The organism is Streptomyces sp. NBC_01013 (assembly GCF_045162765.1).
In the GTDB taxonomy this organism is placed as follows: Bacteria; Actinomycetota; Actinomycetes; order Streptomycetales; family Streptomycetaceae; genus Streptomyces.
Genome location: NZ_CP108687.1, coordinates 4,328,312 through 4,351,728, shown reverse-complemented (window position 1 = coordinate 4,351,728; position 23,417 = coordinate 4,328,312). Strand labels below are relative to the sequence as shown.

The 23,417-nt window shown below is 71.1% G+C and carries 21 protein-coding genes; 9 read left to right on the top strand and 12 right to left on the bottom strand.

Annotated elements, in window-relative coordinates; all coding sequences use genetic code 11:
• Positions 1-148 precede the first annotated feature (148 nt).
• A complete protein-coding gene (locus OG538_RS18860) occupies positions 149-1,447 on the bottom strand; it encodes an IS4 family transposase (protein ID WP_406100211.1) in 1,299 nt (432 codons plus the stop codon).
• Between the two features lie 294 nt (positions 1,448-1,741).
• Here OG538_RS18860 and crcB (OG538_RS18855) point away from each other — a divergent pair, with 294 nt between their 5' ends.
• From crcB (OG538_RS18855) to crcB (OG538_RS18845), 3 genes are read left to right on the top strand one after another with little or no spacing between them, the layout of a single operon-like run.
• On the top strand, positions 1,742-2,149 hold the full coding sequence (gene crcB / locus OG538_RS18855; protein ID WP_406100209.1) for a fluoride efflux transporter CrcB: 408 nt from the start codon (positions 1,742-1,744) through the stop codon (positions 2,147-2,149).
• Entirely contained in the window at positions 2,146-2,499 is a 354-nt protein-coding gene (locus tag OG538_RS18850; RefSeq protein ID WP_406095071.1) for a DUF190 domain-containing protein, read from the top strand. The genes crcB (OG538_RS18855) and OG538_RS18850 overlap by 4 nt, the downstream gene beginning before the upstream one ends.
• Positions 2,496-2,870 carry a fluoride efflux transporter CrcB gene (gene crcB / locus OG538_RS18845; protein ID WP_406095069.1) on the top strand — a complete coding sequence of 125 codons (375 nt, stop codon included), beginning with the start codon at positions 2,496-2,498 and terminating at the stop codon, positions 2,868-2,870. Before OG538_RS18850 ends, crcB (OG538_RS18845) begins: the two co-directional genes overlap by 4 nt.
• Positions 2,871-2,939: 69 nt before the next feature.
• Here crcB (OG538_RS18845) and OG538_RS18840 read toward each other — a convergent pair whose 3' ends face one another.
• The 9 genes from OG538_RS18840 to OG538_RS18800 form a co-directional block, all read right to left on the bottom strand.
• A complete protein-coding gene (locus OG538_RS18840; protein WP_406095067.1) occupies positions 2,940-3,251 on the bottom strand; it encodes an SCO5918 family protein in 312 nt (103 codons plus the stop codon).
• A 49-nt stretch (positions 3,252-3,300) separates the two neighbouring features.
• Positions 3,301-4,878 carry a DEAD/DEAH box helicase gene (locus OG538_RS18835; protein WP_406095065.1) on the bottom strand — a complete coding sequence of 526 codons (1,578 nt, stop codon included), beginning with the start codon at positions 4,876-4,878 and terminating at the stop codon, positions 3,301-3,303.
• Positions 4,879-5,300: 422 nt separating this feature from the next.
• On the bottom strand, positions 5,301-5,504 hold the full coding sequence (locus OG538_RS18830; protein ID WP_015609674.1) for a cold-shock protein: 204 nt from the start codon (positions 5,502-5,504) through the stop codon (positions 5,301-5,303).
• Between the two features lie 364 nt (positions 5,505-5,868).
• Positions 5,869-8,898 (bottom strand): alpha-mannosidase, encoded by a 3,030-nt coding sequence (locus OG538_RS18825; protein WP_406095062.1) that lies wholly within the window; start codon positions 8,896-8,898, stop codon positions 5,869-5,871.
• A 51-nt stretch (positions 8,899-8,949) separates the two neighbouring features.
• Positions 8,950-11,019 carry an endo-beta-N-acetylglucosaminidase gene (locus OG538_RS18820; RefSeq protein ID WP_406095060.1) on the bottom strand — a complete coding sequence of 690 codons (2,070 nt, stop codon included), beginning with the start codon at positions 11,017-11,019 and terminating at the stop codon, positions 8,950-8,952.
• A gap of 67 nt (positions 11,020-11,086) precedes the next feature.
• Positions 11,087-12,340, bottom strand: coding sequence for a glycosyl hydrolase (locus OG538_RS18815; protein ID WP_406095058.1), 1,254 nt, complete (start codon positions 12,338-12,340; stop codon positions 11,087-11,089).
• Between the two features lie 45 nt (positions 12,341-12,385).
• Complete coding sequence (locus OG538_RS18810; protein ID WP_406095056.1) at positions 12,386-13,246, bottom strand: carbohydrate ABC transporter permease; 861 nt, start codon at positions 13,244-13,246, stop codon at positions 12,386-12,388.
• The gene (locus OG538_RS18805) at positions 13,243-14,112 is read right to left on the bottom strand and encodes a carbohydrate ABC transporter permease (protein ID WP_406100207.1); all 870 of its coding nucleotides are present in this window, start codon (positions 14,110-14,112) and stop codon (positions 13,243-13,245) included. The genes OG538_RS18810 and OG538_RS18805 overlap by 4 nt, the downstream gene beginning before the upstream one ends.
• A gap of 305 nt (positions 14,113-14,417) precedes the next feature.
• The gene (locus OG538_RS18800) at positions 14,418-15,704 is read right to left on the bottom strand and encodes an ABC transporter substrate-binding protein (RefSeq protein ID WP_406095054.1); all 1,287 of its coding nucleotides are present in this window, start codon (positions 15,702-15,704) and stop codon (positions 14,418-14,420) included.
• Positions 15,705-16,114: 410 nt separating this feature from the next.
• Here OG538_RS18800 and OG538_RS18795 point away from each other — a divergent pair, with 410 nt between their 5' ends.
• Positions 16,115-17,149, top strand: coding sequence for a LacI family DNA-binding transcriptional regulator (locus OG538_RS18795; RefSeq protein ID WP_406100206.1), 1,035 nt, complete (start codon positions 16,115-16,117; stop codon positions 17,147-17,149).
• Positions 17,150-17,170: 21 nt separating this feature from the next.
• On the opposite strand, the gene OG538_RS18790 is transcribed toward OG538_RS18795, so the two are convergent.
• A complete protein-coding gene (locus OG538_RS18790) occupies positions 17,171-17,509 on the bottom strand; it encodes a MerR family transcriptional regulator (protein ID WP_406095052.1) in 339 nt (112 codons plus the stop codon).
• A gap of 645 nt (positions 17,510-18,154) precedes the next feature.
• On the opposite strand from OG538_RS18790, the gene OG538_RS18785 reads away from it, so the two are divergent.
• From OG538_RS18785 to OG538_RS18765, 5 genes are all read left to right on the top strand, one after another.
• Entirely contained in the window at positions 18,155-18,601 is a 447-nt protein-coding gene (locus OG538_RS18785; RefSeq protein WP_406095050.1) for a hypothetical protein, read from the top strand.
• Between the two features lie 2 nt (positions 18,602-18,603).
• Positions 18,604-19,164, top strand: coding sequence for a toxin (locus OG538_RS18780; protein ID WP_406095048.1), 561 nt, complete (start codon positions 18,604-18,606; stop codon positions 19,162-19,164).
• 51 nt (positions 19,165-19,215) lie between these two features.
• Positions 19,216-20,475 (top strand): MAB_1171c family putative transporter, encoded by a 1,260-nt coding sequence (locus OG538_RS18775; RefSeq protein WP_406095046.1) that lies wholly within the window; start codon positions 19,216-19,218, stop codon positions 20,473-20,475.
• Positions 20,472-21,065 (top strand): hypothetical protein, encoded by a 594-nt coding sequence (locus OG538_RS18770; RefSeq protein ID WP_406095044.1) that lies wholly within the window; start codon positions 20,472-20,474, stop codon positions 21,063-21,065. Before OG538_RS18775 ends, OG538_RS18770 begins: the two co-directional genes overlap by 4 nt.
• A gap of 174 nt (positions 21,066-21,239) precedes the next feature.
• Complete coding sequence (locus OG538_RS18765; RefSeq protein WP_406095042.1) at positions 21,240-22,325, top strand: NAD-dependent epimerase/dehydratase family protein; 1,086 nt, start codon at positions 21,240-21,242, stop codon at positions 22,323-22,325.
• Here the strand turns inward: OG538_RS18765 and OG538_RS18760 are convergent.
• Positions 22,306-23,412 carry a sensor histidine kinase gene (locus tag OG538_RS18760; protein ID WP_406095040.1) on the bottom strand — a complete coding sequence of 369 codons (1,107 nt, stop codon included), beginning with the start codon at positions 23,410-23,412 and terminating at the stop codon, positions 22,306-22,308. The two genes, OG538_RS18765 and OG538_RS18760, sit on opposite strands and share 20 nt — an antisense overlap.
• Positions 23,413-23,417 lie beyond the last annotated feature (5 nt).

Below are 23,417 nucleotides of genomic sequence, written 5' to 3'. Positions count from 1 at the left end.
GCCACCACGGCTGCCGGACCTCCGCCTCCCGGCCCTGAGCCCCGCCCCGCTGCTGGGGGATACCGCCCCGCCCGACATCCCCCGCCGCTGCCTTCTGCAACTCCCCGTTGGCATACACCCGGCAACCCTAAGGGCCAAGGCCGTGAAGTTAAGGCTTGGTCGTTGGCGTCAAGATCTTGATGTTGAGGGTCGCTGTGTAGGTGTGCCGGTCGACTCTGAGGCTTTTGTATGCGTATCGGGATATGGGTCGTTTCACCGCTCGGGGGCTGACGCGGAGGCGGCGGGCGGGCATGAGGTGGTCCAGGACGGCTCGGCCGATCGTTCCGGCGAGGTCGATGACGGAGTCGGCGATGATGCCTGCGGCTCGGACGATCTGATCGCGGGCGCATCGTAGTGCGACGCTGAAACTTCCCCGGTCGGGGTCTGCTCCGGGTGTGGTCCCGGTGGCGTCGGCGATCGCGATCCGCAGGGCCTGGTATGCGCTCAGGAGGGCATAGACCTCTTGGGTGATGCCTGCCCAGGTCTGAGAGCGCAGGACTCGTCGGCCCAGCATCGACTTCTTGATCGCGAAGTAGGCGGATTCCACTTCCCATCGCTCGTGATAGAGGCTGACCAGGTTGGATGCCGGGTATCGGTGGTGGTCGAGGAGGTTGGTGGCCAGCCGGTAGAGGCCGGTCGTGCGGCCCTGGCTGGTAATGATGGTGATCTCGCACTCGATGATGCGGACTTCGAGACCGCCGAAGCGGGAGAGGTGGGAGCCGTCGTCGAAGCGGGCCAGGACCGGGGGCTTGCGGGCGGCCGAGATACGGGCCAGGAAGGCGGCCTCGGTGCCGGCGACGGCGGTCAGGAACGGATTGCCGGAGAAGCCCCGGTCGAGAAGGACGATCATTCCCGCGTGCAGGGAGCGGGCCAGTTGCTTGGCGTAGGCGGTCTCGCCGCTGGAGCGGGGGCCGAAGGCAGCGTCCAGGACCGCGCGGGTGCCGCAGGCCACCAGCGCGGTCAGGCAGATCTGCGGGTAGCCGGAGGTCCCGTACTGGTTGGTGATCCCGCCCAGACGGGCCCGGTGCAGTGGGCTGTCGGGGACGTCGAGGCAGGTGCCGTCGATCGCGACGGTCAGCAGGCCCTTGAAATGGGCGCCGGTGGTACGGATCGCTGTCGCGGGCCCGCGCAACAGGTCGAACAGGGCCTGCATGGGACGCGCCCCCAGGCGGGTCCGGGCGTTCCAGAGCGCTGTGCCGGTGACCTTCGCGACCGGTATCGCCTCCAGCGAGGCGGTGAGCTTGCGCCAGACTGCCAGGTAGCCGCAGTCGTCGAAAAGGGCCGCGGCCAGCAGCAGGTAGACCACCACCCGGGCAGGAATCTTCCGCAGCCGCTGCTGGACCGCACCCGTTTCGACAAGGGCCGCATCGACCATCTCGAACGGGACGATCCGGGTGAGTTCCCCCAGATGCCCAGGAGCGAACAGGCCCTTGGCTACCGTGATTTCACGCGTGATGACACACTGATCGGACAGCGGAGCCTCCGGTGCTGTGAACGGCTGTCTTGGTCGACTGCCAGTTCTACCGGGGCTCCGCTTCTCACGTCCCGGATCGCACCAGATCAGACCCCACACGTTGGCGTCCCCCGAGCCCTAACTTCACGGCCTTGCCCTAAGGGCTGCCCCCGGGCCGCCACGTCCCTGCAGCACCCGGGCGATATTCTGAGGAGAGCGCATCCGCCGACCAGGAGACGTGTGGCCACGATGTCCCGCAACCCGCAGACCGCCGCCGTCGCGGTGGTTGCGCTCGGCGGCGCGACGGGCGCTTCCGCCCGCTACGGGGCGGCGCTCCTGTGGCCCACCCCGACGGGCGGCTTCCCCTGGACGACCCTCGTGGTGAACGTCGTCGGCTGCGCGGTGATCGGCGTGTTCATGGTGGTGATCAGCGAAGCGTGGACGGCACACCGTCTGGTGCGGCCGTTCTTCGGCACCGGGGTGCTGGGCGGGTTCACCACGTTCTCCACGTACGCCGTGGACATCGAACGCCTCGTCGCCGGAGGCCGGGCCCGTACCGGTCTCGCCTATCTGGGACTGACACTGCTCGCGGCCCTCGCGGCGGTGTGGAGCGCGGTGTGGCTGACGCGCCGCGCACTCGCGTGGAGGCAGCCATGACGACGCCGAGCACCGAGCCGGGCCTGCGGCTGACCGTCCTGGTCGGCGAGTCCGACACCTGGCACCACCGCCCGGTCTTCACGGAGATCGTGCACCGCGCGCACGCGGCGGGACTGGCGGGAGCCAGTGTGTTCCGGGGCGTCGAGGGCTTCGGTGCCTCCTCGATGATCCACACCCAGCGGCTGCTGTCGCTCAGCGAGGACCTGCCGGTGGCGGTGGTGATCGTGGACACGGAGGCGAAGGTCCGCGCGTTCCTGCCACGGATCGCCGAACTGACCGGCGACGGCCCCGTCACGCTGGACACCTGCGAGATCGTCCACCCGGAGCGGGATTCCGGGGAGCGCGGGTGAACTGGCTGCTGGTGATCGTCGGAGCGGCCGTCGGTGCCCCGCTGCGGTATCTGACCGACCGGGCGGTGCAGACCAGGCACGACACCGTCTTCCCGTGGGGGACCTTCACGGTGAACGTGAGCGGCTGTCTGGTGCTGGGCCTGCTGACCGGCGCGGTGGCGGCCGGCGCCGCGTCCTCGCACCTGCAGCTGCTGATCGGGACGGGGCTCTGCGGAGCGCTGACCACGTACTCGACGTTCAGTTACGAGACGCTGCGGCTGGCCGAGGGCGGGGCGCGGTTCTACGCGGCGGCCAACGCGGGGGCGAGCGTGGTCGCGGGTCTCGGCGCGGCGTTCGCCGGGGTCACGCTCGCCGAGGCGCTCTGGACCTGACACCGCGCACGCGCCGAGGCCCGGCCCCCCCTCGCGGGGAGACCGGGCCTCGGGTGCGACGGGTGCGGCTCAGGCGTCCTGACCGGGCGTCCCCAGTGCGGCCGACGCCGCTTCCAGGGGACTGAGCGCCACCGGCGCGGCGGGGGCCGGGACGGGCCGGCAGGTGAAACCGAGACGCGAGAGCGCCCTGGTCACCTCACCGGCCGAGAAGTCGCGGCGGTCCTGCCGGGTGATGACCTCACCCACCTGCTTGACCGGGTACACACGACGACTGATGATCACCGATTCCCCGGTGACGGGTTCGGGCTTGATGCCCTTCATCGATTCCTCGACCTCGTGCTTGAACAGGTCGAACGGGAAACGGGCGATGACGCAGCGCATAGTGCCTCAACGGGTTCGGGGAGCGGAAGGGCGGGAACGCGGGTGTCGGTCAGGCGGCGCGGTCGCCGGTGGCGCGGCGCGGCGCGCCACCGCTCCGCGGCTGGGACGACGACGCGGACGACGAGGAGCGGCGCGCCTGAGCCGGGCGGCTGCGCCGGCCGCGGGAGGAGGAGCCGCCCTTGGGGCGCTCGGATGCGGGCGAGGTGATGGTGACGGGGATGCCCGAGGGCGCCTGCGCACCGGTGATCCGGCTGAGCTCGGCCTCGCCGGAGCGGACCTCGGCGATCTGCGGGGTGATCCCGGCGTCGGACATCAGGCGCGTCATCTCGCGGCGCTGGTTGGGCAGCACCAGCGTGACGACACTGCCGGACTCACCGGCCCGGGCGGTGCGGCCGCCGCGGTGCAGGTAGTCCTTGTGGTCGCTCGGCGGGTCGACGTTGACGACGAGGTCGAGGTTGTCGACGTGGATGCCGCGGGCCGCGACGTTCGTGGCGACCAGCACCGTGACGTGTCCGGTCTTGAACCGCGTCAGGGTCCGGGTGCGCTGCGGCTGGGACTTCCCACCGTGCAGCGCCGCCGCCCGTACCCCGCTGCTGAGCAGGTGGTCGGTGAGCTTGTCCACGGCGTGCTTGGTGTCGAGGAACATGATCACCCGGCCGTCGCGGGCAGCGATCTCCGTCGTCGTGGCGTACTTGTCGGCGCCGCGGACGTAGAGCACGTGGTGCTCCATCGTGGTCACCGCACCGGCGGCCGGGTCGACCGAGTGGACGACCGGGTCGTGCAGGTAGCGGCGGACCAGCAGGTCGACGTTACGGTCCAGGGTGGCCGAGAACAGCATCCGCTGGCCCTCCGGCTGCACCTGGTCGAGCAGCTCGGTGACCTGCGGCATGAAGCCCATGTCGGCCATCTGGTCGGCCTCGTCCAGAACGGTGATGGAGACCCGGTCCAGGGTGCAGTCGCCGCGCTCGATCAGGTCCTTGAGCCGGCCGGGGGTGGCGACGACGACCTCGGAGCCGCCGCGCAGCGCCGCGGACTGCCGGCCGATCGACATGCCGCCGACGACGGTGGCCATCCGCAGCTTCAGCGAGCGGGCGTACGGGGTGAGAGCGTCGGTGACCTGCTGGGCCAGTTCCCGGGTGGGGACGAGGACCAGGGCCAGCGGGCGGCGGGAGTCGGCGCGCCGTCCCTCGATGCGGGCCAGCAGGGCCAGGCCGAAGGCGAGCGTCTTGCCGGAGCCGGTGCGGCCGCGGCCGAGCACGTCACGGCCGGCGAGCGAGTTCGGGAGCGTGGCCGCCTGGATCGGGAAGGGCACGGTGACGCCCTCGTTCGCGAGCGCCGACAGGAGCGGAGCGGGCATGTCCAGATCAGCGAAGGCCTCGACGGCGGGCAGTCCCGGGGTGATGGTCGTCGGCAGGGCGAACTCGCCCTGCTTGGCGGCGGGCCGGCGGCCGTAGCCGCCACCGGAGCGCTGCGCCGGGGCGCCGAAGCGTCCCTGTCCGCCACCCTGGCGGCCCGGGGCCTGCGAGCGGAAGCCGCCGCCCGAGCGGGAGCCGCCGGAAGTGGAGGCTCCACCGCTGCGGGTACGGGAGAAACGGTCATTGGAGCGGGCTGTGCGGTCGCGGTTCATACGGAACCTTCCTCGATATGGCGCGTATCGAGGAATTCATTGCGGCGACGAGCGGCACAAGAATCGCAAGAACGGGCCGTTGGCATACGTGAACGAAGCCCGGCAGCCGGTCTTGAGCCGATACGGGCCCGGGTGAACCGGGTCCGGCGCTTCGCAATGACGGAACGAGCCGGCCTACCGAACGGGCCTGCGGGTCACGTCACGGGGCTCCGGCGGACCGGTGGTCCGGGAGCCATGGCGGATCGTCCGCCGCATGGTGAAGAGCGTGGGTCCTGTGCGCTTCCCCGGCGGCTCGTGGCGGTGGTACCGGCACGGCGTGCACGGGGGCGGACCCGGAAAAGCAACGAGCTGGGGCCCGCACCCAAGGTGCGGGCCCCAGCTGTGGATGCGCACTCAGCGCGTAAGCGCCGGTGTCATCAGATTCACGCGGGGGTGATGTTCTCCGCCTGCGGGCCCTTCTGGCCCTGCGTGACGTCGAAGTTCACCTTCTGGCCCTCCTGCAGCTCACGGAAGCCGCTGGCGGCGATGTTCGAGTAGTGGGCGAAGACGTCAGCGCCGCCACCATCCTGCTCGATGAAGCCGAAGCCCTTTTCCGCGTTGAACCACTTGACGGTGCCAGTAGCCATGTTTTATCTCCTTCTGGGGCAGAGCCCGGGGGCTGGCACTGTGCCAGTCCCGCGTCGCCGCGATGATTACCCCATCCGGATAATGAGCCGGAAAATACAAAAGCGCACCCACCGGCCCATTTAGCCGAGGAGAGCACTTGGAGTCTTTGGGAACCACAACTGCAACTGAGATCTACAGTAGCACAATGAATGCGAGCGGGCGCGGCAAGTAATTACACTCCGCCCGGCGCGTCATAAACCTTCACCGCACATTGCACAGAATTCTATGCTTGCGGCTACAGATATTCGTCGCTCCGTGCTACGACGCCTCGGGGCCGGCGCCTCGCTCTCCCCCCGGCCCGGGGGCGGGGGGAGAGCGAAGAGGTCAGCCGCGCGCGAACCTCAGCGTGATCAGCTCGAACGGCCGCAGCGCCAACTGCACTGCGCTCTCGCTGAGTTGAGGCGCGGCCGCATCGGTCAGCGGCCGCTCCAACAGGTCGCACACCGAGACGCCGGCGGCTTCGAAGCCGGTGGCCAGACGGACCCTGGCGCGTCCGCCCGTGGACTCGTAGAGGCGCACCACGAGGTCGCCGCTCGCATCGTCCGCCAGCTTGACCGCGCTCACGACGACCGCCTCGTTGTCGACGCCCACCAGCGGGGACACCTCCCCGGCACCACTGACCCGGCGCTCGGGCAGGTTGATGCGGAAGCCCTCGCGGACCGCGTCACCGATCGCCGCACCGGGGACCAGGGCGTGCCGGAAGCGGTGGACGCCCTGGTCGGTCTCCGGGTCGGGGAACCTCGGGGCGCGCAGCAGCGAGACCCGCACGGTGGTGGTCGTGCCGGCGTCGGAGTCACGGACGGTACGGGTCACGTCGTGGCCGTACGTCGAGTCGTTGACGAGCGCCACGCCCCAGCCCGGCTCCTCCAGGTGGACGAAGCGGTGGTTGCAGGCCTCGAACTTGGCGGCCTCCCAGCTGGTGTTGGTGTGGGTGGCCCGGTAGAAGTGCCCGAACTGCGTCTCGGAGGCGTACCGCTCGGCGTGGATGTCCAGGGGGAACGCCGCCTTGAGGAACTTCTCCGTCTCGTGCCAGTCGACCTCGGTGTCGATGTCGAGCCGCTTGGCGCCCGGTGCGAGGGTCAGCAGCTGGGTGACCTTCGAGTCGCCGAAACTGCGGACGATCCGTACGCACGCGGCGCCCCCGGCCTCGACGGGGGTGAGCTCGTCGAGGTCCGTCAGGTCCGTGACGGTGTTGCGGTAGAACTCGTCCACGTCCCAGGCGTCCCACATGTTCGGGAAGTCGGGGTGGATCTGCAGCAGGTTCGCGGCCCGGCCCGGCGCGACGGTCTCGCGCTCGGCACCGATGTCGTACGCCGAGACGACCAGTCCGCGGGCGTCGATCTCCACCCGGAGCAGCCCGTTGTCCAGCACGTATCCCCCGCCTTCGCGCGGGGCGGCCGCCTGGACGCTGCCGGCCGAAACGGCAGCCGCCGCACCGGCGGCGACTCCGCCGCGCGCGTGCGGGGCGGAGTTGAAGACGAGGACCTCCCCCGGCGCGGGGTCACCGGCCAGTGCCCGCTGCGCGGCGTCGATGACGCCGTTCAGCTCCTCGGCGACGGCCGCGTACGTCTTCTCCGCCTCGCGGTGCACCCAGGCGATCGACGAGCCGGGCAGGATGTCGTGGAACTGGTGCAGCAGCACCGTCTTCCAGATCCGGTCCAACTGCTCGTACGGGTAGACCGAGCCGGTCCGCACCGCCGCGGTGGCGGCCCACAGCTCGGCCTCCCGCAGCAGGTGTTCGCTGCGGCGGTTCCCCTGCTTCGTCTTCGCCTGGCTGGTGAGCGTGGCGCGGTGCAGCTCCAGGTAGAGCTCGCCGACCCACACCGGTGCGTTCGGGTACTCCGCCTCCGCCTTGGTGAAGAAGTCGGTGGGGGTCTCCCACGTCACCGTCGCGGAGCCTTCGAGGCTGCGCATCCTGGCGGCCTTGGCGATCATCTCGCGGGTGGTGCCACCACCGCCGTCGCCCCAGCCGGTCGGGGCGAGGGAGTGCTGGGCGACGCCCTTGTCCTTGAAGTTCTTCGCCGCGTGGGCGATCTCGCTGCCCTTCATCGAGCAGTTGTACGTGTCGACGGGCGGGAAGTGCGTGAAGATCCGGGTGCCGTCGATGCCCTCCCACTGGAAGGTGTGGTGCGGGAACTTGTTGGTCTGGCTCCACGAGATCTTCTGCGTGAGCAGCCACTTGGAGCCCGCGGCCTTGATGATCTGCGGCAGGCCGGCCGCGAAACCGAAGGTGTCGGGCAGCCAGGCCTCGTCGTTCTCGATGCCGAACTCGTCGAGGAAGAAGCGCTTGCCGTGCACGAACTGGCGGGCCATCGCCTCGGAGCCGGGCATGTTCGTGTCGGACTCGACCCACATGCCGCCTGACGGCACGAACCGGCCCTCGGCCACGGCCTTCTTGACCTTGGCGTAGACCTCGGGGCGGTGCTCCTTGATCCAGGCGAACTGCTGGGCCTGCGACATCGCGAAGACGAAGTCGGGCTCGTCCTCCAGGAGCGCGGTCATGTTGGACGTCGTACGCGCGACCTTGCGGACCGTCTCGCGCAGCGGCCACAGCCAGGCGGAGTCGATGTGCGCGTGGCCGACGGCGCTGATGCGGTGCGCGGACGGCTGGGCGGGCGTCGCGAGCACCTCGGTGAGCTGCTCGCGGGCGGCGGCCGCGGTGCCGTTCACGTCCTGGAGGTCGACCGCGTCCAGGGCGCGGCCGATGGCGCGCAGGATGTCCCAGCGCCGGGCACCGTCGACAGGCAGCTCCTGCATCAGCTCGCCCAGCACCTCCAGGTCCTGGACGAGGTTCCAGACGTGCTCGTCGAAGACGGCGAGGTCCATCCGGGCGAGCGTGTACTGCGGCTCGTCACCCGCGGTCTCCTTGTCACCGAGCTGGGTCGGCAGGAATGGGTGGTAGTCGAGGATGACGGGGTTGGACGCCGCCTCGATGTGCAGCACCACCTCCTCGCCGCCGGCCGCCGGAGCGCCCACGCGCACCCACTGGTTGCGCGGGTTGAGGCCCTTCACCGGGGTGCCGTCGGGGCGGTAGACCAGGCCCTCGCACTGGAAGCCCGGCATGTTCTCGTCGAAGCCGAGGTCGAGCAGCGCCTCGACGGTACGGCCCGCCCACGCCTCGGGGACCGTCCCGGAGACCCGGAACCAGCAGGTGCCCCACGGAGCGCCCCACCGGTCGCCGACCGCGATCGGCCCGGTCGCACCGGTCAGGCCTTCCGCGACGGGCACGGGCTCACCGGGCGCGTTCCATACGGCGACGTCCAGCGGGACGGATTCCGGGTATACGGCCGGCCGGATGCGCTCGTCGAGGACGCGCTTCAGACGGGCTTCGACCAGGCTGCGGTCGTCGTGCATGAGGGTGGCTCCGTTGTGAGGTGGGTGCGGGCGGGGGGGTGCTTGCGGTGCTTACCAGCGGTGCGTGGTGGTGGCGGCGCCGGATGTCGTGTAGAGCTCGCCAACGGCCCTCACCTGGAAACGGGCGGCCTTTTCGCCCGGTTCCCGCTGGATGTCCGGAACGAAGAAGGCGGTGCCGGACGTGCCGCCGAGGAAGCGCCGGGTGCCGTCGGGGAGGATCCGGTGCAGCTCGTAGTGGCGCGGGTTGCCGGCCGCCCGCTGCCAGCGCAGGCGCAGACCGGTGCCGTCGGCGCCCGAGGCCGCGCCGGTGATGCGCAGACCGGCCGGCGCGGACGGGACCTCCACCGCGTCGCGGACGGCCAGGGCGCCGAGCCGCCAGCGCACCGGGCCGGCCGCCGTGAGCCGTACTCCCAGGGCGCGGACGGTCCCTGCCAGGGAGCTCAGCCGGAGGGTGGCGGTGGCCCAGCCGGTGCCGCCCGCCCGCAGTTCGCCCGCCGGGACATAGGTGTACGCGATCGGGTCACCCGGCCGGTCGGGTTCGTGCAGTGCGACGGCCAGTTCGACGGTGACCGGGCCTGATCCCGGGTCCGTCCGGTGGGTGAGCTCGACGACGGTGCGCCGGGAGAGCGGCAGGCGGGTGCCGTACAGCTCGACGGTGGCCGGGGCGTCGAGGTCGCCGTCGACCAGAAGACTGCTGCCACCGCGCCAGGCGTCGTCGAAGTCGAACGCGACGGACGGGGTCCTGCCGTCGGTACGGACGACCCAGCGGCGGCCCGGCAGCCGGTCCTGGAGCCCGAGATGGTTCCACTCGGCGGCCGAGGCCACCCGGCCGTTCTCGTACCAGCGCAGGCCGTGACCCGTGTTGAAGGTGGTGGCGAACGGCAGGTGGCCGACGGTGGAGCGGTCGGCCACCGCCGTGGCGGGGGCGCGCCAGGTGTCCGTGCGGTCCGGCCGGGACGGGTCGAGGGACCATCCGGTCCAGAACCGCTGGTCGGCGGCGTGGAACTGCGCGGGGGTGCGGCCCTGGGGGAGCTGACTGCGGGTCCACTCCGGCCGGTAGAAGCCGTACGAGAGGGTGTGCGGCCCGTCGGCGGGGATGATCGCGTCCCAGTCGACGGCCTTGTTCCAGCCGCTCGACTCCACGTCGACGCCCGCCCACAGGTCGTAGCGGCTCCGGTCCACGGCCTCGGCGTTCGCACCGGAGGCGGTGAGTGTCCGCGGTGTCCAGCGGAAGTCCACGAACATCGAGTCCGCTTCCTCGAACAGCGCCGTGTTCTCGGCGTTCAGCTCCCCCTGCCAGCCGACCTCGCCCCGTACCGTCATCGCGTCGTACCACGTGACGCGCAGGCCGGCGGCGTCGCTGCGCGCCCGCAGGTCGGTGACGAAGGCGAGCATCTCGGAGCCGAGCGCGGCGTCCCCGCCCTCGGTCTCCGCGTTGATGAACCAGCCGTCGAAGCCGTGCGCGACGGCCACTTCCACGAGCTTCGCGGCCAGCGGGAACCGACCCGTTCCGTCACGCTGTACGAGGTCGCGCGTCCATCGCAGTTCGCCGCCGTGGTGCACGGGCGGCAGGAACACGGTGCCGAGGACCGGGACGCCGTGGCGGTGCGCCGCGTCCACGACCGGGGCGTTGGGTGCGAGGACCAGACCCTCCCCCGCCGAGCCGCCCCAGAAGACGAGTTCGTCGATGTACGCCCAGTGGCTCAGGGCGTAGTGGTCGGCGGTGGCGGAGCCCTGCGACGGGTTTCCCGCGGTGTTCCCGAAGGCGACCAGCGAGGAGATGCGCGCCTGGTCGGTGCGGGCGGTGGTGTTCACCGGGACCGGGGTGAAGCGGGCGGCGAGCGGGACGGTCGCGGTGTTGAACGGCAGGTCGGGGTCGGCCTCGGCGCGCCAGGCCTTCAGGCTCCGCCAGGTGACGCCCTCGCCCGGGGTGCCGTCCGGCACGGAGTCGGGGAACCAGTAGGAGGCGAACGGCTGGGACGCGGCCTTCGCCGAGGGGGCGGTGGACGCCTCCGCCGATCCGGTGAGGGCCGGGGTCAGGAGGGCGGCGGCCGTTCCGGCGCCCGCGAGGACGACGGTGCGGCGGGTGGGCGCGGAGGGGCGCGAGGAGGGCTGGTTCATGGCGTGCTCCGTATCGTGTGAGAGGCGATTCCGGTGCTGTGCGAGGTGGTGGTGTGCGGGGGTGTGGTCACCGGACCTGGTCCGGTGCGACGACCTCGGTGATGGAGCGGGCGGCCAGGTGCTCCGCGTCGTCCGCCTTGCTCGCGAGGACGGCCGTCGGACGGACCCCGTCCGCGGTGAGCCTGGCGAAGGCCTCGAAGACGGCCCCGCCGGGGGCGCACACCGAGCGGCGCGGTGCGGTCGTGTCGTCGCCGGCGTCGACGATGACGGCCGTGGTCCGGGGAGCGGGCCGACGGGTTCGGCCGCGGTGCTCCTCGACGATCCGGGCGATGGTCCGGCCGGCCGGCTTGACCTGCCGGTCGTTGGTCAACAGGCCCAGGCTGTATTCGAGTTCGGGGAAGTCGGCCAGCGAGCGGGACACGTCGTGCGAGCACCACCAGGTGACGCCCCACACGTCCTCGCAGTCCAGGGCGTTCTCCACGGTCGCCTCCGTGAAGGCGGCGGCGTGCTCGGCCGGGATCAGGGGGGCGGGGGCTCCGACCTCCTGGAGCCAGACCGGCCGGTGCGCATCGAGCGCCCAGGCCTTGGAGAGTTCGATCAGGTAGGCGGCGTGGTGCTCGGTGGCCGTGCCGGTGCGGCCGTGGCGCTGGGCGGTGCCGTTGAAGACCCAGGAGTGCACGGCGGTGACGGCCCCGGTCCGGGCCGCGTGCGCGGGGGTGAAGGCGTGGTCGTCCTGGTACCAGGCGGCGTCGTACTCGGCGTGCAGATGGAGTCTGCCGGGTGCCCCCTCCTCGCAGGCGTCGAGCATCCGGGTCAGCCAGGTGCCCGCCTGCTCGGGGGTGATGCGGTCCGGGTCGGGATGCGGATCCCCGGAGAACTGGTTGATCTCGTTGCCGAGCGTCATCCCGATGAAGTGGGGCCGGTCGGCGAGGGCGGCGGCGAGCGTGCGCAGGTACTCGGCCTGGCCGGACACCACGTCGGGGTCGGTGAAGAGGTTGCGCCGGTGCCAGGTGCCCGTCCAGGCGGGCAGGAAGTCGAAGCTCGACAGATGCCCCTGGAGCCCGTCCACGCTGACGTCGAGCCCGCGTTCGGCGGCGGCGTCGGCGAGCTGGACGAGCTGCTCGACCGCGCGCGGGCGGATCAGGGTGCGGTTGGGCTGGAAGAGGGGCCAGAGCGGGAAGACCCGGATGTGGTCGAGGCCGAGACCCGCGATCGAGTCCAGGTCGGCGCGTACGGAGTCGAGGTCGAAGTCCAGCCAGTGGTGGAACCAGCCTTCGCTGGGCGTGTAGTTGGCGCCGAAGCGCAAGGGGAAGGAGCTCATACGGAACACGGTCCTGGTTCTGTGGTGCGGGGGGGCGGGGATCGGTCAGCCCTTGACGGCGCCTTCGCCGACTCCCCGGAAGAAGAAGCGCTGCAGACCGGCGAACAGCACGATGAGCGGGAGGACGGCGATGATCGTGCCCGCGGCGACGAGCCGTTCGTCGTTCGCGAACGTGCCGTGCAGGTAGTTCAGCCCGATGGTCAGAGTGAAGTTCTCCGGGTCGCTGAGGACGATCAGCGGCCACAGGAAGTCGTCCCACGAGCCCATGAAGGCGAAGATCGCGACGACGGCGAGGGTGCCCTTGACCGACGGCAGCGCGATCCGCAGGAAGCGCTGCCAGACGTTGGCCCCGTCCACGAACGCCGCTTCCTCCACCTCCTCGGGGAGGTTCAGGAAGGCGTTGCGCATCAGCAGGACGTTCATCGCCCCGATGGATCCGGGCAGCAGCACGCCGAGCAGGGTGTTGTTCAGGCCCAGGTCACGCATGGTGGTGAACTGGGCGATGATGATGCCCTCCACCGGTACGAGCATGGCGAGGATGAACGCCAGCGTCGCGGCCCTGCGGCCCCGGTAGCGCAGCCGGGCCAGCGCGTAGCCGGCCAGCGCGGCGCCCACGCAGTTGGTCACCACGTTGGCGGCGGCGACCTTCAGCGAGTTGAAGGCGTAGTCCCACACCGGGATGGTGTCGGCGACCCTGCTGTAGTTGTCCAGGGTCGGATCGCCGGGGAGGAACGTCGGCGGCGAGCTGAAGATGTCCTCGTTCGGACCCTTCAGCGAGGTCGAGAGCTGCCACAGGAACGGTCCTACGGTCAGGACGAGCACCGCGAGCAGCAGCACGTAGCGCAGGACCAGCTGCCAGGCCGGGACCCGGCGTCCTTCGGCGTCGGTGGTCTTCAGGATGCTCACGCGTCCTCCTTGCGGTCGGCGCGGAGCACCAGCAGCATCAGGCCGACGGTGACCACGAAGATGACGACCGAGATGGCGGAGGCGTACCCGACCCGCCCGGTCAGTCCGGTGCCCACCCGCTGGACGAGCATCACCAGGGTGGTGTCCTCGCCCGCGGGCCCGCCGGAGGGGCCGGCCATCAGATAGACCTCGGAGAAGACCTTGAAGGCCGAGACCGAGGACAGTGCCGCGACCAGCACCATGGTGGAGCGGATGGCGGGCACGGTGACGGTGAAGAAGCGGCGTACGACTCCGGCGCCGTCCACGGACGCCGCCTCGTGCAGCTCCCGCGGTACGTTCGCCAGCGCCGCCAGGTAAATGATCATGTAGTAGCCGAGGCCCTTCCAGACCGTGACCGTCATCGCGCTGCCGAGCAGCAGCCACTGGTCGCTGAGGAAGCCGACCTTCCCGATGCCCACGGCCTCCAGGAGCGAGTTGATCAGCCCGCGGTCGTCGAGCATCCAGACCCAGATCAGTCCGACGACGACGATGGAGGCGACGACCGGCGTGTAGAAGGCGGAGCGGAAGAAGGAGATGCCGGGGATGTGCCGCTGGACGAGCATCGCCAGCAGCAGCGGCAGGATGACGAGTGCGGGCACGACCCCGAGGACGTACAGCGCGCTGTTGCGCAGCCCGATCCAGAACATCTCGTCGTGCAGGAGCTCCCGGAAGTTCGCCAGGCCGACGAACTCGCCCGGGACCAGGGTCCGCCGGTCCGTGAAGGCGTTGACCAGTGTGCTGAAGAACGGGAAGAGGCTGAAGGCGCCGACCACGATGAGTCCGGGCGCGGCGAACAGCCAGGGGCTGAGGGGCAGATGGCGGCTGATCCGGCCGGCGGGCCGGCGGTCGCCGGGGCGGGTGCCCCGGACCGCCGCTCCCGCCGCGCCGCGGCCCGGCGCACTGACCGGGGCTCCGGTGCGGGCGGCCTCGGTCCGGGACTTCGCGGGGGTGGGGGAGTTCACTGGGTCCTTTCTTCTGAGTCGGGCCGGATCAGGGAGCGGGGTCCGGTGCGTGCGGCTGCGGGACGGAGGAGGGAGCCCCCGCGCGGCATGGGTGACCGACGACGACGCCGCAGGTGTACGTGCCGGGCCTCGCGAGCCCGGCACGAGCCGACCGGGAGCACCCAGGGGGCTCAGCTCTGCTGCAACAGCCGGTCACAGGCCTTGACAGCGTTGTCAAGAGCTTCCTTGGGGCTCTGCTTTCCTTGCAGCGCCTTGGCGATCTGGTTACGCAGTTCCGTCTTCATCTGCTCGCTGAACAGCACCGGCGTGTAGTTGACGGCCGTCTTCAGTGACTTCGCGGCGGCGACCCGCACACGGGTCTCGTCCGTGCCGTCCTCCTTGGTGAAGTACGGGTCGTCGAGGGAGCCGGCGGTGCTGGGGAAGATGGCGACCTGCTTGGCGAAGTCCATCTGCCGCGTCGCGTCGGTCACGTAGTGGGCGAAGGCCACGGCGGCGGGCTTCTGCTTGGTCTGCGCGTTCACCATGACGCCCATGACGTACATGTTGGCCTTGCCGGTGCTGCTGACCTGGTCGGTGATCCCGATGTTCTTGTAGAGGCCCGGGGCCTGCTTCTTGAAGTTGGCCAGGTCCAGCGCACTGCCGGGGTTCATCGCCACGGACTCGGTGAGGAACTTGTGGCCGGACGACTCGGGGGTCGCGGTCAGCGCCTGCGGGTCGAGCGCCTTGGCGTCGTACAACTCCTTGTAGTGCGTGAGGAGCTGGACGCCCTTGGCGTCGTTGAAGGCGAAGCCCGTGCCTTCCTTGTTCATCAGCTGTCCGCCGTAGCGGCCGAAGTCCTCGATGGTGGGCACGTTGGCGAGCGTGGCGACCTTGCCCTTGCTCTGCCGGGCCAGCTTCAGACCGTCCGCGAAGACCTCGTCGTAGGTGGTCGGGGGCTTCTGCGGGTCCAGCCCCGCGTCCTTGAGGAGGCGCTTGTTGTAGAACATCGGCCCGGTGTTGAGGTACCAGGGGAAGGCGTACGTGCCCTCGGTGCCCGGTATCCGATGAGCCTTCCAGGCACCGTCCAGGTACTCCTTGCGGTACTGCGGCGCCGCCTTGTCGAGGTCCAGTGCGATGCCCGCCTTGGCCAGCGGGGCCACCAGGTCCGGCGACACGTTGACGACGTCCGGCAGGGTGCCGCCCGCCGCGTCAGCGCTGATCTTGTCCGCGTAACCCTCGCCGGGCCGGTCCACCCACTTGACCTCGGTGCCCGGGTACTTCTTCTCGAAGTCCGCGATCACACCGTTGAAGTAGTCCTTGAAGTTCGCCTGCAGGTTCCAGGTCTGGAAAGTGATCTTGCCCGCGACCTTGCCGGAGGCGTCGGACGAGCCCGAACCGGACTCACCGCCACACGCGCTCAACGGCAGGACGGTGGCGAGGACGGCGGCAGTGACGACTGCCCTGCGGGAGATGCGCACGGTGAACGGCTCCTTTGCTCGGACCAGGCGTGCGGACGCCGAACCGTGGGCGCTGACCCGTCGGCTGCGTTCGCCCAGCAGACCCTGCAATGCGATTGGCCGAAAGTCAACAGATTCACCGAACATGAGTAACACTCAGTGGCATACATGCAGGTCAAGGCCGTGATGGGCTCCATTCAAGATCTGTGACTAATGCGCTTTAGGTACCTTCAGCTCAAGCGCTTTAGTCACCACGGCACATCACTCGACCAATGGTGCGGGAACGCCTACGATGCCCCCGGGGGCGAGCGAACCCGACGTCCGACGAGCGCCACAGGGAACGCAGGGGAAAGAGGCACCGGGTGACACCGAAGCGGCCGCCGGCCGGGGACACTTCGACGGCCAGACGCACACCGGCGCGTCGGCCGACGATGAAGGACATCGCCCAGCGGGCCGGGGTGTCGGAGAGCGCCGTCTCCTTCGCGCTCAACGACCGGCCCGGCGTCTCGGAGATCACCCGCGACCGAGTCCGGCGCGTGGCCGAGCAGTTGGGCTGGCGCCCGAGCACTGCCGCCCGTGCGCTGTCGGGCGAGGGGTCGGCCACCGTGGGGCTCGTGGTGGCACGGCCTGCGGCCAACCTGGGCGTGGACTCGTTCTTCCTCCAACTGATCTCCGGCATCCAGGAGGTCCTGGCCGAGCGTCAACTCGGCCTGCTGTTCCAGGTGGTGGAGGACGTGGCGGCCGAGTGCGCCGTCTACCGGCGGTGGTGGGCCGAGCACCGGGTCGACGGGGTGCTCGTCGTCGACCCCCGCACCGAAGACCCCCGCGTCGGCCTGCTGGACGAACTGGGCCTGCACGGCGTCGTCATCGGGGCGCTCCCCGGCAGCGACACCGGCCCCCACCCGGGTCTGTCACAGGTGCGCGCCGACGACGCGGGGGCCATGGCGGCCATCGTCGGACGGCTGCACGAACTGGGTCACCGGCGCATCGTGCACATCGCCGGCCTGCCCTCGCTCGCGCACACCGACCGGCGCATCAGGTCCCTGCGCGTCGAAGCCGACCGGCGCGGTCTGACCGAGGCCCACTCGGTGACCACCGACTACTCCGACACCGAGGGCGCGGCCGTGACCCGCCGGGTACTGGAACAGACCCACCCGCCGACCGCCCTCATCTACGACAACGACGTGATGGCCGCGGCCGGGGTGGCGGTGACCGCGGGCCTCGGTCTCCAGGTCCCGGGCGATGTCTCGGTCGTCTCGTGGGAGGACTCGGCACTGTGCCGGCTCACCGCGCCGTGGCTCACCGCGCTGTCCCGGGACACGGTCGCGTTCGGCCGCCTCGCCGCGCGCGAGCTGACGGCGCTGCTCGACGGCGGCGCGGCGCGCACGGTCCAGGTGCCGCTGCCCCGGCTGATCGAGCGGGGCAGCACGGCGCTCACACGGGCAGGCGGGGGCGACGCGCGCTGAGGCAGGGGGCCCGCGGCCCTCTCAGGCCGTGTCGTGGCCCGGGGCGGGCCGGCGCAGCTCCTCGTTCAGCCGGAGGGCCTCTTCGAGCTGGTCCTCCAGGATCACGATGCGGCAGGCGGCCTCGATCGGCGTTCCGCCGTCGACGAGTTCACGGGCACGTGCCGCGACGCGCAGCTGGTAGCGGGAGTAGCGGCGGTGTCCGCCCTCCGACCGCAGAGGGGTGATCAGCCGGGCCTCGCCGATCGCACGCAGGAATCCCGGCGTGGCGCCGATCATCTCCGCGGCACGGCCCATGGTGTAGGCGGGGTAGTCGTCGTCGTCGAGGCGGTCGGTGGCATGCGGAGGGGATTCGGGGGGCATGTGCACCTGCCGCGTATCGCTGACTTCGTTGACGGGACGAGAAACTCTCATGCTGCGAGCCATCGTCTCTAGCATAATCGCGACAGATTTCCCTTGCCGGGCGGGGGAAATAATCTGCCGCGGGGCGGCCTCCGGGCGCGGCCCGGACGAGGGGAATTTGTCCTGCCGGGTCCGGTCCCGGCGTCCGTCGGCCCGCTGTGGGCACCTCGTTCGGGCACGGCCCGGAGAGGCCTGCCGAGGGGCTCGCAAGAAGGCTGACCGGCCGGTCAGTTGATGACTGCCTGACCAGGGGCCATAATGCAGGCGTAGCCCTTCACGCATCCCCCGTCGTGAAGGGCTACACCCATGTGCGCACCGGGCCTTCGCGTACGAGGCGGGGTGGCGCGGGCGTCTTCACGGGCAAGGGACTCCCCTCGCGGTCCCCTGCCCATGTTTTTTCGAGTTAACAGTGACGTAGAGTGTTTGCGCAAGCCCGTTCCGGACACCGGAGCAAGTTGCTCCCCTTCGTCCCCCATCGGAGTGCCGCCCGCTCCCGGGCGTCGGACGCCGGGTCGCGGTTCGTTACAGTACGAGCCCGTTGACCGAATCGAGCACCGCGCGGAGCCGGACAGTCGCCCGGGCGGTGGACGTGAACGTGGGGGCCGGATGGACAGCGGCGAGGAACGCGCGCCGGAGCTGCGAACACTGCGGCAGAAGGTCGAGTACATGGTCGAGAAGACCTTCCCCGGCCGCAAGGTCTCGGGGCGGGTCTTCGCCGACCTGGTCAGGGAGCGCGGCGGATCCCTCTCCCACAGCTACTTCTCCAACATCCTCGCCGGCAAGGTGACCCAGCCGTCCGAGGAGATCCTCAAGGCGCTCGGCCTCGGCTTCGGCGTGGACTGGCGCTTCTTCAAGGAGGAGTCCGAGGTCGTCGACGACGTCGTCGCGGGGCTGCAGTTCCTCGCGAAGCGGCGTACCGGCGAGATCAGCGGGGTCGCCGGGCGGGGACTGGACGAGGACGGACTGCCGCCGGAGCTGCTGCGGTTCGCGCTCGCCCTGCTCCAGGACGCCAAGGACCGCAAGCCGCCGGCCGACGGCGAACCACGGGGCTAGACGTGTCCATGCGCGAACTGCGGAAGGAGTGCGAGGCCGGGCTGGCCGGGCTCCCGCTCCCCTCCCCCTTCACCGTGGAGGGGCTGGTGGCGAACATGGAAGCGGCCCGCGGCCGCACCATCGTGCTGCACGAGATGCCCGACCGGCTGGCCCGCGTCAACGCTGCCTGCGGGCTGCGGCTGAAGACCGGCGGGACCAGCTTCGTGCTCTATCGCCGTCGCCCGACCGCGTACCAGACCCAGCACGTCATCCTGCACGAGCTGTGCCACGAGTGGTTCGACCACGGCACCTCGCTGGACGCGGAGCAGCTGCGGCAGCTCCTTCCCGTCTTCGACACCTCCCTGATCGCCCGGGTCGTGGGTCCGGACGCGCTGGAGCGCCCGGACGCCGTGCAGGCCCGCGCGCAGTACGACACCCACGACGAACGCATGGCCGAATTGGGTGCCTCGCTCATCCCCCGCATGGCGAGGGACGTGACGAGCGATGACATGGTGGGGCGGCTCGCCAACTCGCTCTCGCGGCCGGTGGCCCACCGCCGACGCGGCCTCTTCCGCCGCACCTAGCACCGGACCAGCACCGCACCCCTCGATCCCCCACCCGCAAGGACTCCCCCCGTGACCCCGCTCGACCTCGCCGGCTATCTGATAGCCGGGCTGATGACCGCCGTCGCCGTGTGGCGCATGCCGGCCGCCCTGTGGGGCGACGAGGAGGACCGCCGCCGCCGGGCCCTGTGGGGCTGTTACGCCGGGTTCGCCGCCGCGTTGTGGACCAAGACCCGTGCGGTGCGCATCGGGCTCAACGACAGCCCGGTCACCGACCTCTCGGTACTCATCAAGCACTACACGGCGACGGTCGCGATTCTGGCCATTCTCAGCTACATCGTCGCGATCTACGGCCAGTACGCCGATGCCGGGGCCGTGCCGCGCCACGTACGGTTCGCGCGGCTGATCCAGCAGGTCGCGGCGAAGGCGTCCGTGGCCACGCTCGTGCTGCTGACGGTGCTGTTCTTCACCGTCGTCGACCGCTCCACGCCCTCGGACCGCTTCGTCGCCGACCACGCCGGGCAGTGGGGCGCGACGCTCTACATGAGCGTGTTCTACCTCTACCTCGGCGCCGCCTCCGCCGTCTGCGCCTACCAGTGGGCGCTCGCCACCGCGAGCGCCGAGCGCCGCCATCTGCGAGTGGGCCTCGGGATGATGACGCTCGCGATGTTCATCGGCGTCGGCTACACCGTCAGCCGGACACTCTTCCTCTGGATCAGCGTCATCGACCAGCCCGGCGAGGCCTTCGCCCTGAAGTTCGACGAGATCACCGAGGCCGCGCAGGTGGCGCTGTTCGCGTTCTTCGCGATCGGCGCCTCCATCCCCGCGCTGAGCAACGTCCGCCGCCGGGCGAAGCTCTGGCGGGCACAGACGCAGTTGCACGGCCTCTGGTACGAGCTGATGGCGGCCTTCCCCGACCAGCCCTTCGACCCGCCGGCCCCGCTGCTGCGCGAGCTGACCCGCTTCGGCACCCCGGCCGACCTGCGCGTCGACCGGTGGGCCGCGGACATCGCGGACGCGGTGGAGAAGCTGCGCCACTACGTCCCCGACGCGCTGCTGCCCGCCGCCGAGGCCGCCGCCGCGGAGGGGACCACCGACCGGGAGCAGGCCGGACCGCTGGCAGACGCCTACTGGATCAAGGCGGCACTCGCGGCCCGGAGCGCGGGGGCGCCGGCGGGTGCCGCGGCCGCCGTCGGCACCCAGCACGCCACCGACCAGGACGGCGAGGTCGCCCGGCTGGTCCGGGTGGCGGCCGCGTACCGCGAGATCGCACCCGAACAGGCCCGGCGGGTCCTCGCATCCACCGCAGCGGTCCAGGAGCAGCAGGCATGAGCACGAGCACCACCCACGACACCGGTACGTCCACCGCGCGCACCGTGACCGACGTCCTCCAGCCCCGCAACCTCCTGCTGGCCGGCATGCTCGCCATCGGCCTCGCGGCGGCGGGCCACTGGACCGGGCTCCTCTGGGGACTCCTCGGCGCCCTGTGCGCCGGACTCGTCCCGGCCGGCTACATCGAGTGGGAGCGCGGGCGCGGCACCTGGGGCGACCGCCATGTCGTCGACCGGACCAAGCGGGCCCCGATCTTCCTCGTCATCCTCGGCTCCATCGGCATCGGTTCGGCGGTCATGGTGCTGGGTGGCGCCCCCTCCGGCATCCTGGCCGCGATGCTCGGGCTCTGGGTGATGACCGTCGTCCTGCTGGCCGTCAACACGGTCTGGAAGATCTCGGTGGACGCCTCCGTCGCCTCCGCCGTGGTCGCGCTGCTCGCCGCGGTGCACTCGCCGTGGTGGCTGCTCGGGTACGCGATGACGGCCGCCGTGTGCTGGTCGCGCGTGGCGCTCGGCTACCACACGGTGGGCCAGGTGACAGCAGGGACGGCGCTGGGCGCGGCGACGGCGGGTGCGTTCCTGTTCGTCTGATCTCCCGCTGCCGCGGTCCGATCGCCCGGTGCCGCAGGCGGGTCCGGGGGTGCGCGGAGAACCGGCACGCGGGGCCGGCCTCGCTGCTCGTCGGTCGATGCGAGCCCTTACGGTCCCGTGACGTGCCGACGAGGGAACCGTTCGGGCCACCCGTCGCGCCCTAGCGTTGCCGTCATGCGCGTACTCGTCACCGGCGGCGCCGGGTTCATCGGTTCGGAGATCGTCAGGGCCCTCACAACGGCCGGACACGAGGCGGTGGTGCTCGACGCGTATCTCGCGTCGGCGCACGGCGGGGCCCCCACCCCCGCAGGTGGTGACGGGACGATCGTGGGGGACGTACGCGACCGGGCCGCGGTCGACGCGGCGCTGGACGGCATCGACGCGGTGTGCCACCAGGCGGCCATGGTCGGCCTGGGGAAGGACTTCGCGGACGCGCCCGCGTACGTCGGCTGCAACGACCTCGGCACGGCGGTGCTGCTCGCCGCGATGACCGGAGCGGGCGTGAGGGACCTGGTGCTCGCCGGCTCCATGGTCGTCTACGGCGAGGGCCGCTACGACTGCCCCCGCCACGGCACCGTGCGGCCGGGCCCCCGGCGCGAGAGCGATCTGGCGGCCGGACACTTCGAACCGCACTGCCCTGCCTGCGGTACGGAACTGACGCCCGGTCTCGTCTCCGAGGACGCGCCCGCGGACCCGCGCAACGTCTACGCCGCCACCAAGCTCGCCCAGGAACACCTCGCCTCGTCCTGGGCCCGCGCCACCGGCGGGCGCGCGGTGTCGCTGCGCTACCACAACGTGTACGGGCCGGGCATGCCGCGCGACACCCCGTACGCCGGGGTCGCCTCCTTCTTCCGTTCGGCACTGGACCGTGGCGCGTCACCCCGCGTCTTCGAGGACGGCGGACAGCGGCGCGACTTCGTCCACGTGCGGGACGTGGCGTCGGCGAACGCGGTGACACTGGCGGCCCTCGCGGGGCGGGAGCCCGGCAGTTTCACCGCGTACAACACGGGCAGCGGGGAGCCGCACACCATCGGCGGGATGGCCGCGGCCCTCGCCTCGGCGTACGGCGGCCCGTCCCCGGTCGTGACCGGGGAGTACCGGCTCGGGGACGTACGCCATGTCACCGCCGACTCCGGGCGGCTGCGCACTGAACTGGGCTGGAAGCCGGCGGTGGGCTTCGCCGAGGGGATGGCCGCGTTCGCGTCGGAGCCGCTGCGCGGCATGCCGTCCAGGGAGCGGGTCAGGCCACCGGCAGGGTGACCTCGAAGCAGCAGCCGCCCCGCACGTTGCGCACCGCCGCCCGGCCCGCATGCGCCTCGACGATGCCACGCACGATCGCGAGCCCGAGCCCCGCTCCGGCGGGTGGGGTCCGGGCGTCGCTGCCGCGCCAGCCGGTGTCGAACACCCGGGGCAGGTCCTCATCCGGAATGCCGCCGCAGCCGTCGGTCACGGAGAGGACGACCCCGTCGCCGTCACGGTGCGCGGCCACCGCGACCGTGCCGTCGGCAGGGGTACGGCGGATCGCGTTGATCAGCAGATTGCCCAGGACCCGGCTCATCTCCTTGCTGTCGACCTCCACCGGCACGGCCTCGATCCCGTCGCCCACCAGCCGTACCCCGTGCTCGCGGGCGAGCGGATGCGCACCGGCGAGGGCGTCCCCGACCAGGTCGTACACGGAGGTCCGGGCGACGGCGAGGGCCAGCGAACCGGCATGGATGCGGGAGAGTTCGAAGAGGTCGCCGACCATGTCGTTCATCCGTTCCACCTCGGTGCGTATCTGACGCAGATAGCGGCCCGAGTCGGCGGCCATCCCGTCCTCCAACGCCTCGGACATGGCCCGCAGGCCGGCGAGCGGGGTGCGCAGATCGTGCGAGATCCAGGCGACGAGTTCGCGGCGCGAGGTCTCCAGCGCGCGTTCGCGCTCGCGCGAGACGTCGAGCTTGGCGCTGGTGGCGGCCAGTTCGCGGGTGAGGGCGGCGAGTTCGGCGGTGGGCTGCCCGGCAGGGGCCGCGAACGTGCCGCCGTCGCCGAACGAACGCGCGGCCAGGGTGAGATCGTGGCTCCTGGCCGCGATCCACCGGCCGAGCAGCATCGCCGTGGCCAGGGAGACTGCGGCGGCCATCGCGACGACCGTGGTGACCACGCTGAGGTCGTGCGGCGACAGGAACATCGCCCAGGCCACGGCGAGCGTTCCCGCCAGCATCGCGGTCACGGCGACGGCGGCCACCACGGACAGCGACACGACGAGCGAGCGGTGCCGGAACAACCGCAGGGCGAGCGCCCCGAGCAGTCCGGCGGCGGCCGCGCCGAGGAAGGCGAAGAGGGCGATGAGGAGGAAGTCGGCCATGACGC